This window comes from Pseudarthrobacter sulfonivorans (genome assembly GCF_014712225.1).
GTDB classification, from domain to species: Bacteria; Actinomycetota; Actinomycetes; order Actinomycetales; family Micrococcaceae; genus Arthrobacter; species Arthrobacter sulfonivorans.
Window position 1 is genome coordinate 216,002 of sequence record NZ_JACXBW010000007.1, and the last position, 14,491, is coordinate 230,492.

General features: G+C 65.5%; 8 protein-coding genes. 6 read left to right on the top strand and 2 right to left on the bottom strand.

All coding sequences use genetic code 11. The features are described from left to right. Positions 1-75 precede the first annotated feature (75 nt). The 4 genes from IAQ70_RS11225 to IAQ70_RS11240 are packed head-to-tail and all read left to right on the top strand — an operon-like array spanning position 76 to position 8,437. Positions 76-723 carry a hypothetical protein gene (locus tag IAQ70_RS11225; RefSeq protein ID WP_190989394.1) on the top strand — a complete coding sequence of 216 codons (648 nt, stop codon included), beginning with the start codon at positions 76-78 and terminating at the stop codon, positions 721-723. Then, positions 720-2,027: an AAA family ATPase gene (locus tag IAQ70_RS11230; protein WP_190989395.1), complete on the top strand. Its 1,308-nt coding sequence runs from the start codon at positions 720-722 to the stop codon at positions 2,025-2,027. The genes IAQ70_RS11225 and IAQ70_RS11230 overlap by 4 nt, the downstream gene beginning before the upstream one ends. A gap of 58 nt (positions 2,028-2,085) precedes the next feature. Beyond that, positions 2,086-6,939, top strand: a complete 4,854-nt coding sequence (locus IAQ70_RS11235; RefSeq protein WP_190989396.1) for an NAD-glutamate dehydrogenase — start codon at positions 2,086-2,088, stop codon at positions 6,937-6,939. A 28-nt stretch (positions 6,940-6,967) separates the two neighbouring features. After that, positions 6,968-8,437, top strand: coding sequence for a sensor histidine kinase (locus IAQ70_RS11240; protein ID WP_190989397.1), 1,470 nt, complete (start codon positions 6,968-6,970; stop codon positions 8,435-8,437). A gap of 119 nt (positions 8,438-8,556) precedes the next feature. Here IAQ70_RS11240 and IAQ70_RS11245 read toward each other — a convergent pair whose 3' ends face one another. Continuing rightward, positions 8,557-8,805: a WhiB family transcriptional regulator gene (locus IAQ70_RS11245; protein WP_003804966.1), complete on the bottom strand. Its 249-nt coding sequence runs from the start codon at positions 8,803-8,805 to the stop codon at positions 8,557-8,559. Positions 8,806-9,036: 231 nt separating this feature from the next. Between IAQ70_RS11245 and IAQ70_RS11250 the strand changes: the two genes are divergently transcribed. Beyond that, the gene (locus tag IAQ70_RS11250) at positions 9,037-9,492 is read left to right on the top strand and encodes a hypothetical protein (RefSeq protein WP_407682576.1); all 456 of its coding nucleotides are present in this window, start codon (positions 9,037-9,039) and stop codon (positions 9,490-9,492) included. A gap of 67 nt (positions 9,493-9,559) precedes the next feature. Here the strand turns inward: IAQ70_RS11250 and IAQ70_RS11255 are convergent, their stop codons facing one another. Next, a complete protein-coding gene (locus tag IAQ70_RS11255) occupies positions 9,560-13,672 on the bottom strand; it encodes an FtsK/SpoIIIE domain-containing protein (protein WP_190989398.1) in 4,113 nt (1,370 codons plus the stop codon). 199 nt (positions 13,673-13,871) lie between these two features. Between IAQ70_RS11255 and IAQ70_RS11260 the strand changes: the two genes are divergently transcribed. Then, positions 13,872-14,462, top strand: coding sequence for an acyltransferase (locus IAQ70_RS11260; RefSeq protein WP_190989399.1), 591 nt, complete (start codon positions 13,872-13,874; stop codon positions 14,460-14,462). The last annotated feature ends 29 nt before the right edge of the window (positions 14,463-14,491 follow it).

A 14,491-nucleotide genomic window follows, 5' to 3' on the forward strand; every position in this document is an offset into this window, starting at 1 on the left:
TTTGTTCCGGGGCGCGGGCCGCAACAATGAGGTGTCCGGGCGCGGCGCCGCCTGGCTCGGAGCTAGGGGGAAAGCATGAACCACGATGCAGGAACCACAGGTGCTGGCAGGCTAAAGCCTCCGTCGTGGAAGGATCCGCGCCTGCTGGTGGGAGTGCTGCTGGTCCTGGCATCCGTCGTGGGCGTCATCTCGCTCGTGGGCGGTGCGGACCAAACCATCGAGGTCTATGCGGCCAAGGACTCCATCGCCGTAGGAGAAAAACTGACAACGGACAACGTGGTCCGGGCCAAGGTCCGCCTCGGGGATACCGAAGCGCACTACGTCACCGTGGAAGCGGGACTCCCCGAGGGGCTGGTTGCCGTGCAAAGAATCGGCAAGAGCCAGTTGGTGCCCAAGGAAAGCCTGGCAACCGTGGATTCCCTGGACCGCAAGCCCGTGGCGGTAACCATTGGCGAACCCCTGCCTCCGCAGGCGGTGGCCGGTACCCGGGTGGACGTCTGGGTGGCCTTGCCCGATGCCCGGAACGGCTTCAGCGAGCCAAAGCTGCTGTTGCCCGGCGCGGAAATTGCGCAAGTGACTGCGGCGTCCACCACCCTCGGCTCGTCCCGCAGCACGGTGCTGATGGTGCTGGTCGCTGACAGCCAGATGCCTGCCCTGCTCGGAGCGCAGGCCAATCAGGCCAAGATCTCGGTCGTCTGGAACCCGGGCGGTGGCCGGTCGTGAGCATCCCCGTGGTGACCGTTGGGCAGGCCCGGGAGGATGTGGTGGGCGGTCTGGAGCGGCTCCACGGACCCGTCACCGTGGTCCGCCGCTGCGCCGAACTCACTGAATTATTGGCTGCCTGCCAAAGCGGGCTGGCAAGGGCGGCCGTGGTGGCCGACGGCTCCGAGGGCATCACCGCATCCTTGGTTGACCGGCTCGGGGCAGTGGGCGTGGCGATCATCGCCCTGACGGACAACGCCGAGGAAGCAGCAAGGCTGCGGGGAATCGGTGTGGCGTCCGCACTGACCGGTGTTGAATCGGCCGCTCTGGCAGGCAGGATCGCGGAAGCTGTTGCCCAGCTGACCGGAACTCCGCAGGGTGCCACGTCAGGAAGCGCCCTGGGGGACACGAGTGCCGCGCTGCGCCAGCTGCCCGCCGACGTGGCTGACGTACCGCCCGCCTCCGGGACCGGACGGATCATCGCCGTCTGGGGACCGGCGGGCTCACCCGGGCGTACTTTCGTTGCCGCCAACATCGCAGGGGAGCTTTCCGCGGAAGGGAAGTCCGTGCTGCTGGTTGACGCGGACAGCTACGGCGCCAGCATTGCAGCGGTCCTGGGCCTGCTGGATGAAGCCGCCGGCCTCGCGCAGGCCTGCCGGCTGGCGGACCAAGGGCTGCTGGACGCCGAGGCACTGCTGAAGGTGGCCACACCGGTCACTACCAAGCTCGGAACCTTCCGCGTCCTGACCGGGATCACCAGGGCCGACAGGTGGACTGAACTGCGGGCAGCAGCCCTGTCCCTGGTTCTGGAGCGCGCCAAGGAGATCGCCGACGTCGTGGTGGTGGACACCGGCTTCTGCCTCGAGGCTGACGAGGAACTCAGCTTCGACACGATGGCCCCGCGCCGGAACGCTGCCACACTCCGCAGCCTGGAACTGGCGGACACTGTTTTCGCCGTCGGGGCCGCCGATCCTGTGGGCGTGCCCCGGCTGGTCCGCGGATTGGCAGAGCTCGAACTGGCAGTGCCGCAGCTCTCGCCCGTAGTGGTGCTGAACAAGGTGCGGGCCGCGGCCGTGGGCAGGTCGCCGGAGCGTCAGTTGCGGGATGCGTGGCAGCGGTACGGGCCGTCGTCGGGACTCAATGCCTTCCTGCCTGCGGACAACGCCGCGGCGGACGCCGCGCTCCTGGCGGGGTCGTTATTGCTCGAAACAGCCCCCGAGTCCAAGCTCAGGCGGGCAATCGCGGAATTGGTTTGTGCACCTGTCCAGCGATCCAACCGATCCTCTGTATTATCTGCCACCGCACTGCGCCGGGTAAAGGGTTAGGCTCGCCGTAGGAGCTGCAACGGTGCAGCGTCAATCTTTGTGATGGAGGCGTTTGTCAATGTCGTCTGGATCCAGCGTGGAGGATCAGTCCGTAGCCATTGGAGACCAGGAGGGATTCCTGGGGGACTACTACCAACATCTGGCTGACGAGGATGCCCGGAGCTACTCCCGGGACGTGCTGGCCAGCCGCGCGGACACCCATCGGAACGTAGCTGCCGTCCGACGGCCTGGCCAGGCGAACGTTGCCATCGTCAATGAGGAAGACAGCAGCGTCGTTTACGTTGTCACGGACGACATGCCCTTCCTCGTGGACTCGGTCAACGCCGAACTCGTCCGCCAGAGGGCAGCCATCCGCCTCGTGCTGCACCCCCTCTTTGTTGTCACCCGGAACAGGGAAACGGGCGAGCTGGTCAAGGTGGACCGGGTGCCCTCCCACATCGGGATCTCCAGCGGTGACACCGCCGCCATGCCCCTGATGTCCCACCTCATCGCCCAAGGCGAAAATGCGTCGCACATGGAGTCATGGATCGCAGTTGAGATCAACCGCGTTTCGGACGAAACCCACGCCTCGTTGCTCGAGGGCCTGGACCGCGTCCTGGCAGACGTACGCGCCGCCGTCGAAGACTGGCCAAAGATGCGGAACAAGGCCATGCAGATTGCGGCGAGCCTGGACCAGGTAGCAAATCCGGCGCAGATCGCCGAGCTGCGGCAGGCGAAGGACCTGCTGCGCTGGCTCGACGACGGCAACTTCACATTCCTGGGATACCGCGAGTACGACCTCCTCAACGTCGACGGCGAGGACCTACTGGAGCTGCGTGAGGACAGCGGGCTGGGCCTGCTTCGTGAAAAGGCAGGGGCCCCGCATCTGCAGCACCTGACCGATGCCGGCCGGAAGAAAGCGCGCGAAAAGCGCGCGCTGGTCATCACCAAGGCGAACTCGAGGTCCACTGTCCACCGTCCCGCGTACCTGGACTACATTGGCGTCAAGAGTTTTGACGCCGCGGGCAACGTCAACGGCGAGCGCCGCTTCATCGGCCTGTTTGCCACCAGCGCCTATGCGGGGTCGGTGCGGGACATCCCCATCGTGCGGGAGAAGGTGGACGCGGTGCTGGGCAGCGCCGGGTTCCCGCCGGATTCGCATTCCGGCAAAGATCTACTCGGCATCCTGGAGACATACCCGCGCGATGAGCTGTTCCAGATCGAAGTCGAGGACCTGGCGGCTACGGCGACAGGCATCCAGAGGCTGCAGGAGCGGCGGCGGACGCGGCTTTTCCTCCGCCCGGATATATACGGCCGCTTCATGTCCGCGTTGGTCTACCTGCCTCGTGACCGGTACACCACCAACGTCCGGCTCCGCATCGAGGAGGAACTCCGGTCCACCTTCCAGGCTGAATCCATCGACTTCGAGGCCAGGATGACCGAATCCGCCCTCGCCCGGCTCTTCTTCCGGATCCGCCTGCCCAAGAATGCCGAACTCAGCCACGTCAACACCGAGGAACTTGAAAAGCGGCTGGTCCGCGCGGCACGCTCCTGGAGCGAAGGCGTTGCCGAAGTCCTGCGCAGCGGCGCGGCCGGCCAGCAGTCAAAGGAGCTCGCCGGCATCTGGTCCGAGGCCTTCCCCGCCGGTTACCGCGTGGACTACGAGGTAGAGGATGCGCTGGAGGACATCGCCAGGTTCGAAAAGTACGGCGCCGAAGCAGAGCGCGTCGCCGGCGCCCGGCAGGAACGCCCCGGCGTCCACGTCTACCTGCCCAAGGGGGCCGGGGAAGACCTGGAGGAGGACGCCCGCGTCAAGCTGTACATGCTCGAGCCCAAGAGCCTGAGCCAGATCCTGCCCTACTTCCATAACCTGGGACTCGAGGTGCTTGACGAGCGGCCTTTCGAAATCGAGACAGCTGACGGTCGCGACTTCTTCCTGTACGACCTCGGACTGAAGTACCCCGCAGGAGTCGATCCGATCGCCACCGGCGGACTGCTCTCGGATTCGTTCGGGGCTGCCGTCTCCGGAGCGGTCGAGTCGGACAGTCTGGACCGGCTGGTGCTTCGTGAGGGGATCCAGTGGCGCCAGATCACGGTGCTGAGGTCTTACGCGCGGTACTTGCGGCAAATGGGGAACACCAACTCGACCGGCTTTGTGGCGGACACCCTGCTCGCCAATCCTGACGTCACCAGGGCCCTGACGGCGTTGTTTGAAGCGCGGTTCGATCCGGCTTTGTCCAGTGCTGAACGGCCCGCCGCCCAGGGGAAGGTCCGTGCGGAACTTTCGGCCGCCATCGAGGAGGTGGCAACGCTCGACGCCGACCGTGTCCTGCGCACATTCGCCAACCTGATCGAGGCCACGCTCCGCACGAATTATTACCAGTACAAGCCGCACCTGAGCTTCAAGCTTGACCCCGCCAAGATTGACGGGCTGCCGTTCCCGCGGCCGATGTTTGAAATCTGGGTCTACTCCCCGCGGGTTGAAGGCGTGCACCTGCGCTTCGGCAAGGTGGCCCGCGGCGGCCTGCGCTGGTCCGACCGCCGTGAGGACTTCCGCACGGAAATCCTCGGCCTGGTTAAGGCGCAGACCGTGAAGAACGCGGTGATTGTCCCTACGGGCGCCAAGGGCGGCTTCTTTGCCAAGCGGCTCCCGGACCCCACGGCGGACCGGGCAGCCTGGCTGGCCGAGGGGATGGAAAGCTACAAGACGTTCATCCGCGGCCTGCTGGATCTCACGGACAACCTCGTGGCCGAGGGCGGGGCGGAAATTGTAGTGCCGCCGTCGGACGTCGTCAGGCACGACGACGACGATTCCTACCTTGTGGTGGCGGCGGACAAGGGGACGGCCACGTTCTCGGACATCGCCAACGGGCTGGCCGCGGAGTACGGCTTCTGGCTCGGCGACGCGTTCGCCTCCGGCGGTTCGGTGGGCTACGACCACAAGGCCATGGGCATCACGGCCCGCGGGGCGTGGGAGTCGGTCAAGCGCCACTTCAGCGAGCTGGACGTGGACACCCAGACCCAGGATTTCACGGTGGTGGGCGTGGGCGACATGTCAGGTGACGTGTTCGGCAACGGCATGCTGCTGTCCCGGCACATCCGGCTGCTCGCAGCGTTCGACCACCGGCACATTTTCCTGGACCCGGCGCCGGACGCTGAAGCCTCCTTTGTGGAACGGCAACGGCTTTTTGAGCTGCCGCGGTCCTCGTGGGACGACTACAACAAGTCCCTGATCAGCGAAGGCGGCGGCGTGTACGCCCGGCAGGTAAAATCCGTTCCGGTTTCGCCGCAGGTACGGGCGGCGCTCGGATTGCCCGAGGGGACCACCGAAATGAGCCCGCCGGAACTCCTGCGCGCCATCCTGCTGGCACCCGCGGACCTGCTGTACAACGGCGGGATCGGCACCTACGTGAAGGCAAGCACCGAGACCAACGCATCGGTGGGCGACAAAGCCAATGACGCCATCCGTGTGGACGGCAAGGACCTGCGGGTCAAGGTGGTGGGCGAGGGCGGCAACCTGGGCATGACGCAGCGCGGCCGCATCGAGGCGGCACTGCAGGGTGTCATCCTGAACACAGATGCGATCGACAACTCGGCCGGCGTGGACTGCTCGGACCACGAGGTCAACATCAAGATCTTCGTGGACCGGATGGTGGCGGCGGGCAAGCTGTCCGCGGAGGAACGCGCAGGCTTCCTCGCGTCCATGACCGATGAGGTGGGCCGGCTGGTCCTTGAGGACAATGTGGACCAGAACATCCTGCTCCTGAACGACCGGCAGCGGGTGGCCGACTGGAGCCCCAGTTATGAGCGCCTGATGGACTGGCTGGAGAAGTCCGCGGAGCTGAAACGTGACCTCGAAGCCCTGCCGACTACGGAAACCCTGCGCGAGCGGCTCAGCCAGGGCCAGGGCCTGACATCGCCGGAGCTTTCGGTGCTGGCGGCCTACGCGAAGATCGAGCTGGCTTCGGCGCTGCGTGACAGCAACCTGGCGGATGACCCGTGGTTCCGGGCCACGCTGCGCGCCTACTTCCCGGCGCAACTGCGGGAACGGTTCGACGCTGAGCTGGACACCCATCCGCTGCGGCGCGAGATCATCGCCACGGTGGTGGCCAACGACATGATCAACATGGGCGGCATCACGTTCGCGTTCCGCACCATGGAGGAAACCTCGGCCACGGAAGTTGCCGTGGCCAAGGCGTTCGTGGCCCTCCGTGAAGTTTTCGAACTGAACCTCATGGTGGACCAGCTGAACAGCCTCCCGGCGTCGTTCCCCACCGAACACTGGAGCGCCGTCCACCTGGACATCCGCCGCATCCTGGACCGGGCCGTCCGGTGGCTGCTGGCCCAAGGCGGCAGCTCGCGTCCCATTGCGGAGACCGTCGCCGAGTTCAAGCCGCTCCTGGATCCGATGCGGGGCCGGCTGCTGGAGTACCTGCGCGGGGATGACCGCGAGCGGGTGGCCGGCTGGCTGGAGAAGGCGCGCGGGTGGGAACTTCCGGAAGACCTTGCGCTGCGGTGGGCTGAGCTGTTCGAGAGCTTCGTCCTGCTGGACATCGCCAAGATCGTGCACGCCCGCAAGGAACCGGTGGAGGAGATCGCGTCGGTTTATTACACCGTGTTCAACCGGTTCCACGCCGATGCGCTCCTGGAACGGATCACCAAGCTGCCGCGCCAGGACCGCTGGCAGGCGCTGGCGCGGGCCGCGCTGCGCGATGACCTGTATTCCACCGTTACGGACATGACGACGGCGGTGCTTGAGTCGACAGGGTCCGGGGACTCCGCTGAGAACCGGCTGAAGGATTGGGAAGGCCAGAATGCCGAGCAGCTGGGCAGGGCGAAGAGCATGTTCGATGAGGTCAACGCGCTTGAGGCCGACGACATGGCCTCACTGTCGGTAGCATTGAGGCTCTTGAGGTCAATCGTCCGACGCTAGGGATCCTGGCGTCGCAACTGGAGGTGCAGTGGCAATCTTTACGGACCCTATCAGGGAACATGCTGATTTCGGGCCGGGCGATGCCGAATGGCTGCACCTCCTGGTGGGTGACTGGCAGATGGTTGCGGACCTGGCGTTCGCGGACCTGGCATTGTGGTTCCCGCACCCGGACCACGGCTATGTTGCGCTGGCCCATGTGCGGCCCTCAACCACGCACACGGTCTTCCACGGTGACTTTGTCGGGGAGCCCATCCGGGCGGACCTCCAGCCGCTGGTGGACAAGGCCTGGGCGAGCCGGGCCATCGAGCGGTCCAGCGAGACCAACTGGAGCTCGGACATGGCATTGCGGGTGGAGGCTGTGCCGATGGTCCGCAACGGCCGGACCCTGGCTGTGGTGACCACGCACATGGACCTGTCCAGTTCCCGGATGCCCTCCCGGCTGGAGCTCACGTACCGGCAGTGCGCCTACGATCTTCTCCGTATGGGAACGCTGGGGCTGTGGCCGGACTTTGCGTCACCCACCGGCTCGCGCCGCGGTGCTCCGCGTGTGGGGGACGGACTCATCAGGCTTGATGCCGAGGGGATTGTGCAGTACGCGAGCCCCAACGGCGTATCGGCCTTCCGACGCCTCGGCGACGGCGAGTCGCTGGAAGGAAGGTCGCTGGCTGAAGTGACGGCCAGCCTGCTGAAGGACCGGCGCATGGTGGACGAGACGCTGCCCCTGGTGGTCACCGGGCGGATGCCGTGGCGAAGTGAGATCGAATCCCGCGGCGTTAGCTTGTCCCTGCGCGCCATTCCGCTGCGTGATGAGCAGCAGCGCTTTGGTGCGCTGGTGCTGTGCCGGGACGTTTCGGAACTGCGGCGCCGGGAGATGGAGCTCGTGACCAAGGACGCCACCATCCGCGAGATCCACCACCGGGTGAAGAACAACCTGCAGACCGTCGCTGCCCTGCTGCGGATGCAGTCCCGGCGGATGGTCAGTGACGAGGCCAAACAGGGGCTGGAGCAGGCGATGCGGCGGGTGGCCACCATCGCACTGGTTCATGAGACCCTGTCCCAGGGTCTGGCGCAGAGCGTGGACTTTGACGAACTTATTGGCCGCCAGTTCAGGTTGTCCGCTGAAGTCGCGTCACCCTCGCAGCAGGTCAGGACCGAGCGTTCCGGGCTCTTCGGCGAACTGCCAAGTGACTTCGCCACCCCGCTGGCACTGGTGATCAACGAGCTGGTGACCAACGCCGTCGAGCATGGTCTGGAGGGGCGCACCGGAACTGTGTGGCTCATCGCGGACCGTTCCGAGGAGGAAGACGGTGAGGAGCTGCTGACTGTGACCATTGCCGACGACGGCGTGGGGCTGCCGGATACGCCGCACGTTGAGGGGCTTGGGCTGCAGATTGTCCGGACGCTTGTCACCAGTGAGCTGGGCGGTAGCATCCAGTGGCAGCCCCGCGAGGGCGGCGGGACGGCCGTCCAGATCCGCCTGAGCCTGGCCGCGAGGTAAAGCTGTGGCTTAAAGGCGATGGCCGCGACCCCGATGGGGCCGCGGCCATCGCTTTGTGCAAGCCGTTTGGTGCGGTTTTTGTGCAGGCGCCGATGTAAAGGCGCCGGTGGGGTTTGTGCTTAGGAGGCGCGGCGGGCCCGGGCGGCGCGGCGCTTGAGGGCGCGGCGTTCGTCTTCGCTCATCCCGCCCCAGACGCCGGCGTCCTGGCCGGACTCGAGGGCCCACTGGAGGCAGGTGTCAACAACCGGGCAGCGGCGGCAAACGCTTTTTGCTTCCTCGATCTGGAGGAGGGCTGGCCCTGTATTTCCAACAGGGAAAAACAGTTCCGGGTCCTTGTCGAGGCACGCCGCGCGGTTACGCCAATCCATGCTGATCAGTTGCTCCAATTCTGGGAAAAGCCGTTTGTGAAATTATTCACTAGGGGCTACAAAGGAAAAGGGCCCTGCGGGGCCCCATCGGTCATCTTCATCAAGATTGTCATGTTAACGCTGTGTAAACAAGGGGTAATACAGCTTGAAATCCCCGGATTCCTGAGCGATACATCACATCCGTGTTGCCGACCCCCACCACTGTCCGACTATCTCCGGTATGGTGCCAGTGTGTCAAGAGCCCCCCAAAACCCCTCGGATCCGCTGCCCGAACCTGCTCCGGAAGCTCTGGAACGACCGCGCGGAATCCTGGTCATCGCGCTCATTGTCGCGGCAGAGGCCACAGCCCTTTTGGTTGCCGCAGGCTGGTACGGCTACGAGCTGGTGACCGGCGCGCCTGTGCTTTCGTTCTGGGGCGCTGTTTTCACCTTGGGGCTGTTGCTGGCCTTCTCTGCCTGGCTCTATTCAGTAGGGCACTTCCTCTTCCGGGGGCGCCGGTGGACCAGGGCTGCCGCGCTGGTTGCCCAGCTGTTCGTCCTGACCATCGGATTTCCCACACTCACGGCGGGTGTGGTGCCGGCGGGTCTGGCTATGGTGCTGCCAGCTTTGGCAGCGATAGTGCTTCTCTTTGATAAGCGCGTTATCAGCTACGCCTCCCAGACCGGCGGGCTGCCCCCGGCCCTCTAAAGTTGGACGCCCATTTCACGGTGGCCAGTCTTGGGCTGTGTGCCTTGCCCGCGTGATGGGGGACCAGCTAGGCGGCCAGCCCTTTCAGTGAATCGTCCGGTGGTACCCAGCCCAGCTGGACGGCCATGGCGCGGCCGTTCCGGATGACGACACTCCGCCCCGGCGGAGGACTCTGTTCGGCCTCAAACCGCACCCCGAAAAGATCGCCGTCCAAGAACGTCCGGGGCGCGATCAGTACCCCGGTTCCCAGATTGCGCGCGTGGAGCGCGAGCGGAACCCGCTGGGAGAGCGCCGGACTGAAGCCGGCAGTCATGACAACGGTGGTCCCGAGAGCATTGAGCTCGACGAGTTGGCGGTTTACTTCGTACGGCAGGAGGTCTGCATCGTCCACCAGGGCCACGGATCCCTCGACGAGGCCGCCGGCTGATGCCCGGTTGAGCACTTCCGACCAGTAGGCCGGGGGCTCGGTCTCCGGTTCGGGCTTGAGCCAGGGTCCAGCATCGGGTTTGAGGCGCGTCAGCAGCCGGAGAAAAGATGATTTCCCCGACGACGGGCCGCCCAACACAGCAAGCACTGCACCTCTTGGTACGCGGACGGAGACCGGGTCGAGTTCGTCGCCGCCCACGCCTACCAGGAAGAGGCCGGGCCTTTGCCCAGCCTTGGCGGCTGCCCCGTCCGGTACACGGCCGGCCGTGCTGTGTGGGCGTGGTGCATACGTCTTATCGGGCATATCGGGCATATCGGACGCCATGATCATCGAAGGCAGCGGCTCAACGCGGAACGGCCGCTTGGCCGGGGCAGTTCTCTGCGCCTGGCTGGACAACCTCCCATCTGTTTCCGGTCTGGCAGCATAGAACTGGCAGACCGTTGTTTTCCCGGCCGATAGTGCGCCAATGGCCACGCCCCGACCGACCACCGATGCGGTCGGAGGCAGTTTCGGCCAGGCAATCCGGCTCTCCTCGCTGGACCCCCTGGGGAAGTACACACGGTTGGGAATGGCGGCGAAGAACCTGGCAGTGACGAGTTCCCGCTGGCCGGAGATGATCACCGTGATACCGGCCCTGCCACCATCGCGGATCAGGTCGTGGACCAGGTCCTCCGCCCAGGCGAGCGGCCCGGAACGGAAGGCCGACGCCCAGGAACCCCAACCGGCGACCACGAGCGTGAGCGGCGTGGCACCGGCCACGGGATCGGCCAGCCGGCGCGCTTGCTCCTGTGCCAGCCGCTCCAGAATGCGGGCTGCCCGCCGAAGCTCGTGCAGCCCGGCCCTGGCACCCACCCGCCCGTGCGAGGAGAACCCCACCAACGAGCTGTCCGGATCCAGGATGTACAAGTGCGATTCGTGCCTGTGGGAGGCGAGACGCAGGACTGCTAGCCGCATCCCGTCACCTGCGCCGGATTCCGGTCCGCCCACAAACCCCACGTGTCCGTGCGCCGCAGGTTCCCAGATGAGCGGTGCCGTCCTCTGTTCCGAGGGCAGGTCCATGAGCCCGAGCCTGACGGACCAACTGTCACCGTCCGGCACCGCACAGTCGCTCACCGTCACCTTCTGGTCACCCTTCGGGTCATCCTTCATGCCAGCAGATGTTTTGTCGGGACAGCGGGCCGGCCTGGCGGATGGTTCGGGCAGGACGCAAGGAAGCGGGGGAGCAACCGGCCTCCGGAGGGGAACGCAGTCCATGGCCTCCCACAACTCGGACAGGGAAGCGATCAACGGTGTGGTTGCTTGTGCCGGCGTCAGTTCAGGGCCTCCCAACGTGGGTTCACCTGTGGCCGGAGGGGCGTCGATGTAGTCCGACGCGAGGTGTACGGAGAGCCTGGTCGGTTTGGACGTCACAGCCCCGCCAGTCAGTGAACCGGCTTGGAATTCCACCGGAGCTTCAGTGCCACGCACCAGGTAGGCGCGGCCCGGCGTCTCTATGCTGATCCCGGCGGCGGCTTTCGAATTGATGATGTCCGTTGACTCCATTTCGGATTGGACCCGCAGCGCGATGCTGGTGGTCACGTTTGCGCGGATGTCCGCCGTCAGAGCACCCTGGGGCCTTTGCGTGGCCATGATGAGGTGTATCCCGAGCGCACGGCCGATGGCGGCGATCCTCATGAGTTCACGGAGCGTTTCCGGGGCGTCCTCCACGAGCATGCGGAATTCGTCGATGACGATCACGAGGTGGGGGAGCGGTGACGCGAGGCCCGCCGGAGTCGCCCGGTAGGACGTCAGGTCGGGTGCCTGCACGGCTGCCAGGGCTTCTTCGCGGAATCTGATTTCGGCGCGGAGGGACTGCAGGTACCTCTCCAGTTCGTGGCTGCCCAGGTCGGTGAGCATCCCTACACAGTGCGGAACCCCCGTCAGGGGACCCAAACCCGAGCCTCCTTTGAAATCCACAAAAAGGAAGTTGATGCGGTCCGGCGGGTAGCTGCACGCCAAAGCAATGGTCAGGCTGCGGAGGAGTTCAGACTTTCCCGAGCCCGTAGTCCCGGCAACCAATAGATGCGGCCCGTCGGCCTGGAGGTCCAGCGTCTGCGTGCCGTCCGCACTTAACCCCACGGGAACGGCCAATCCGGGCCGGCTGCTGCTTGCTTTCCACCGTCTGGCTATGTCAGATGTGGAGGCAGGGAGAAGATCCATGAGCCGGCAAGACAGGGGCATGCTTCCGTTGGCCGCATCTGGCTTGCAGGCATTCCTGGCCAGACGGCGGCAAAACCCGTCGAAGACGCATTCGGGCGCCAGATCCGGAAGGAAGCGGATGCTGTCGGTTCCTGTACAGAACACGGAGCTGCGTTCATCGAGTTCGACGTCCGCAGCGTGCGGGGCTTCGCCTTCGTTGGAGAAGTGAATGACCTGCCAATCATGTTCCAGGGCCCTTTCGATGATCGGCGTGTTCTCGTTGCCGGCCAAAAGGATCAGCACGCCATGTCCGTGTGAGGGCCGGAAGCCGCGCTTCAGCAGGTGGTGGACCGCGCCCGGACGGCTGGACAGGGTGACGTCTTCCAGAAAACGGGCGGCGAGAGGTAGTCGGTCTGCTTTTCCGTGGACCACCACAACGCTTCCCCGGCCTCGCGGGTAACCGGCGAATTGCATCAGGAAAGAACGCACCATTCCCTCCATCGCGTCACACGGCCCGCGAACTGTGGTGAGAGGCCGTGCGGGATCGAGTGTCACCGGCAGCATGCCGGCTGAGGGCACTGCCCGGCCCGGATCGGGCGGCTCGAACTGGAGGTTTGCCGGCCGGATTGCCTGTCCCATCCGCAGCCAGATGCCCTTCCCGTCGGCGCGCGCAGTCGTCTCCCTTTCTGAGGTACCGCTCAGCGTAAGCGTGGACAGCGGCGGGGCGGCCCGTCGTCGTCGTTCCTTATCCCTGGCGACGGCGTCCCGCACCCCCGCAGCCAGTTCGCGCCGCTGCCGACGCCCGCCGATGATGGGCACAAGGATGGAGATCGCTGACACTGCGGTGAAGGCCAGAAACATCCACATTCCAGTGATGACGGCAAGGCCCACGCCGATGACCAACGGGAGAACGGCGGTCAGGAGAAGCGCCGCGCGGTTCGAGGTATCGTCGCGCCGCCTGACGACCAGCGGCTCATGGACATCAGTGCCTGCTTGATCCAGTTGGTTGTCGGGCTCCTCCAGGAAGACCAATGACATGGTCGAGTTGCCGCACCGGATCGTTGAGTTGGTCGTGACGACGGCGTTCCGCCGGCGCTCGCCGTCCACTTCAGTTCCGTTGGCGCTGTCCAGGTCAGCCAGCGTGATGGCGGTTTCCGTTACCACCAGTTGCGCGTGTGACCGCGAAAGGCCGGGGTCGGGGATGCTGACATCGGCGTTGCCGCGGCCAATGGTGTAGGTACCTCGCCGGAGGGGGACCACGAGGCCGGCCCCGGCGCCGCTGTGCACGGCAAGTGCCAGTGAGGCGGCCGGTTCTGGCGTGCGCTCCCTGGCGCGGCGGGCAGTCGCGTTCGCCGCATCGACGAGGATGGCCCCGTGGACCAAGGGAGGCTGCCCGAGAGTAAGTGAACTAACGTCCTGCCCGTCGACCGACAATCTGCCGGTGGCAAACCTGGCCGCCAACTCCTGCTGCAGGTCGGTGCCGGCGGCACCGTCCGGACCATCGATGGTCAGCTCCACGGGTGGTTCCTGCAGGGCTGCGAACGGGCTCCGAACGAGTGTGCAGTGAAGCGGCATGATGGAAAGTCCTAACAGTCAGCTTGCTTCCAAACTAGCCATCAGAGGGGCAGGTGTCGCGCCGTGAGTTGTCGCATGTGGATAAGGGGGCGAACGCCTCATCGGCGGAGTCTGTCCACAGTCGGCAGGTCTCCGTTAGGATCAGTGGCACTACGCCTCACGCCTCAGCCGAGCCGCCCCAGCAGAAGGAGCGATCCCCATGATTTCAGTGGAAGCAAGCGCCGATGTTTCAACAGACTCGGACGTCGGTCAGGGGTCGAGAGTCTGGCACCTGGCGCAAGTCCGGGAGGGAGCCGTGCTGGGGGAGAACTGCATTATTGGCCGCGGCGCGTACATCGGTCCCGGCGTGCAGTTGGGCAACAACTGCAAAGTGCAGAACTATGCCCTGGTCTACGAGCCGGCGGTCCTGGGCGAGGGAGTTTTCATTGGCCCCGCAGTGGTGTTGACGAATGACGTGTTTCCGCGCGCGATCAATGCTGACGGGACGCTCAAGACGGAGGACGACTGGGACAAGGTGGGCGTCACCATCAAGGAGGGCGCCGCAATCGGCGCCCGCGCCGTGTGCATTGCTCCGGTGACCATCGGCTCCTGGGCAACCATTGCCGCAGGCGCCGTGGTAACACGCGATGTGCCCGACTTCGCGCTGGTGGCAGGCGTCCCCGCCAAACGCATCGGCTGGGTGGGCAAAGCTGGACTACCACTGCGTGAAGACAACGGATCGTGGGTGTGCCCGCACACGGGCAGCCGCTATGAGGAGAATGACGGCGGGCTCCGCGAGGTGGGGGATTGACGGTGGTTGCGTGCCCGCTGGGTGAGGGA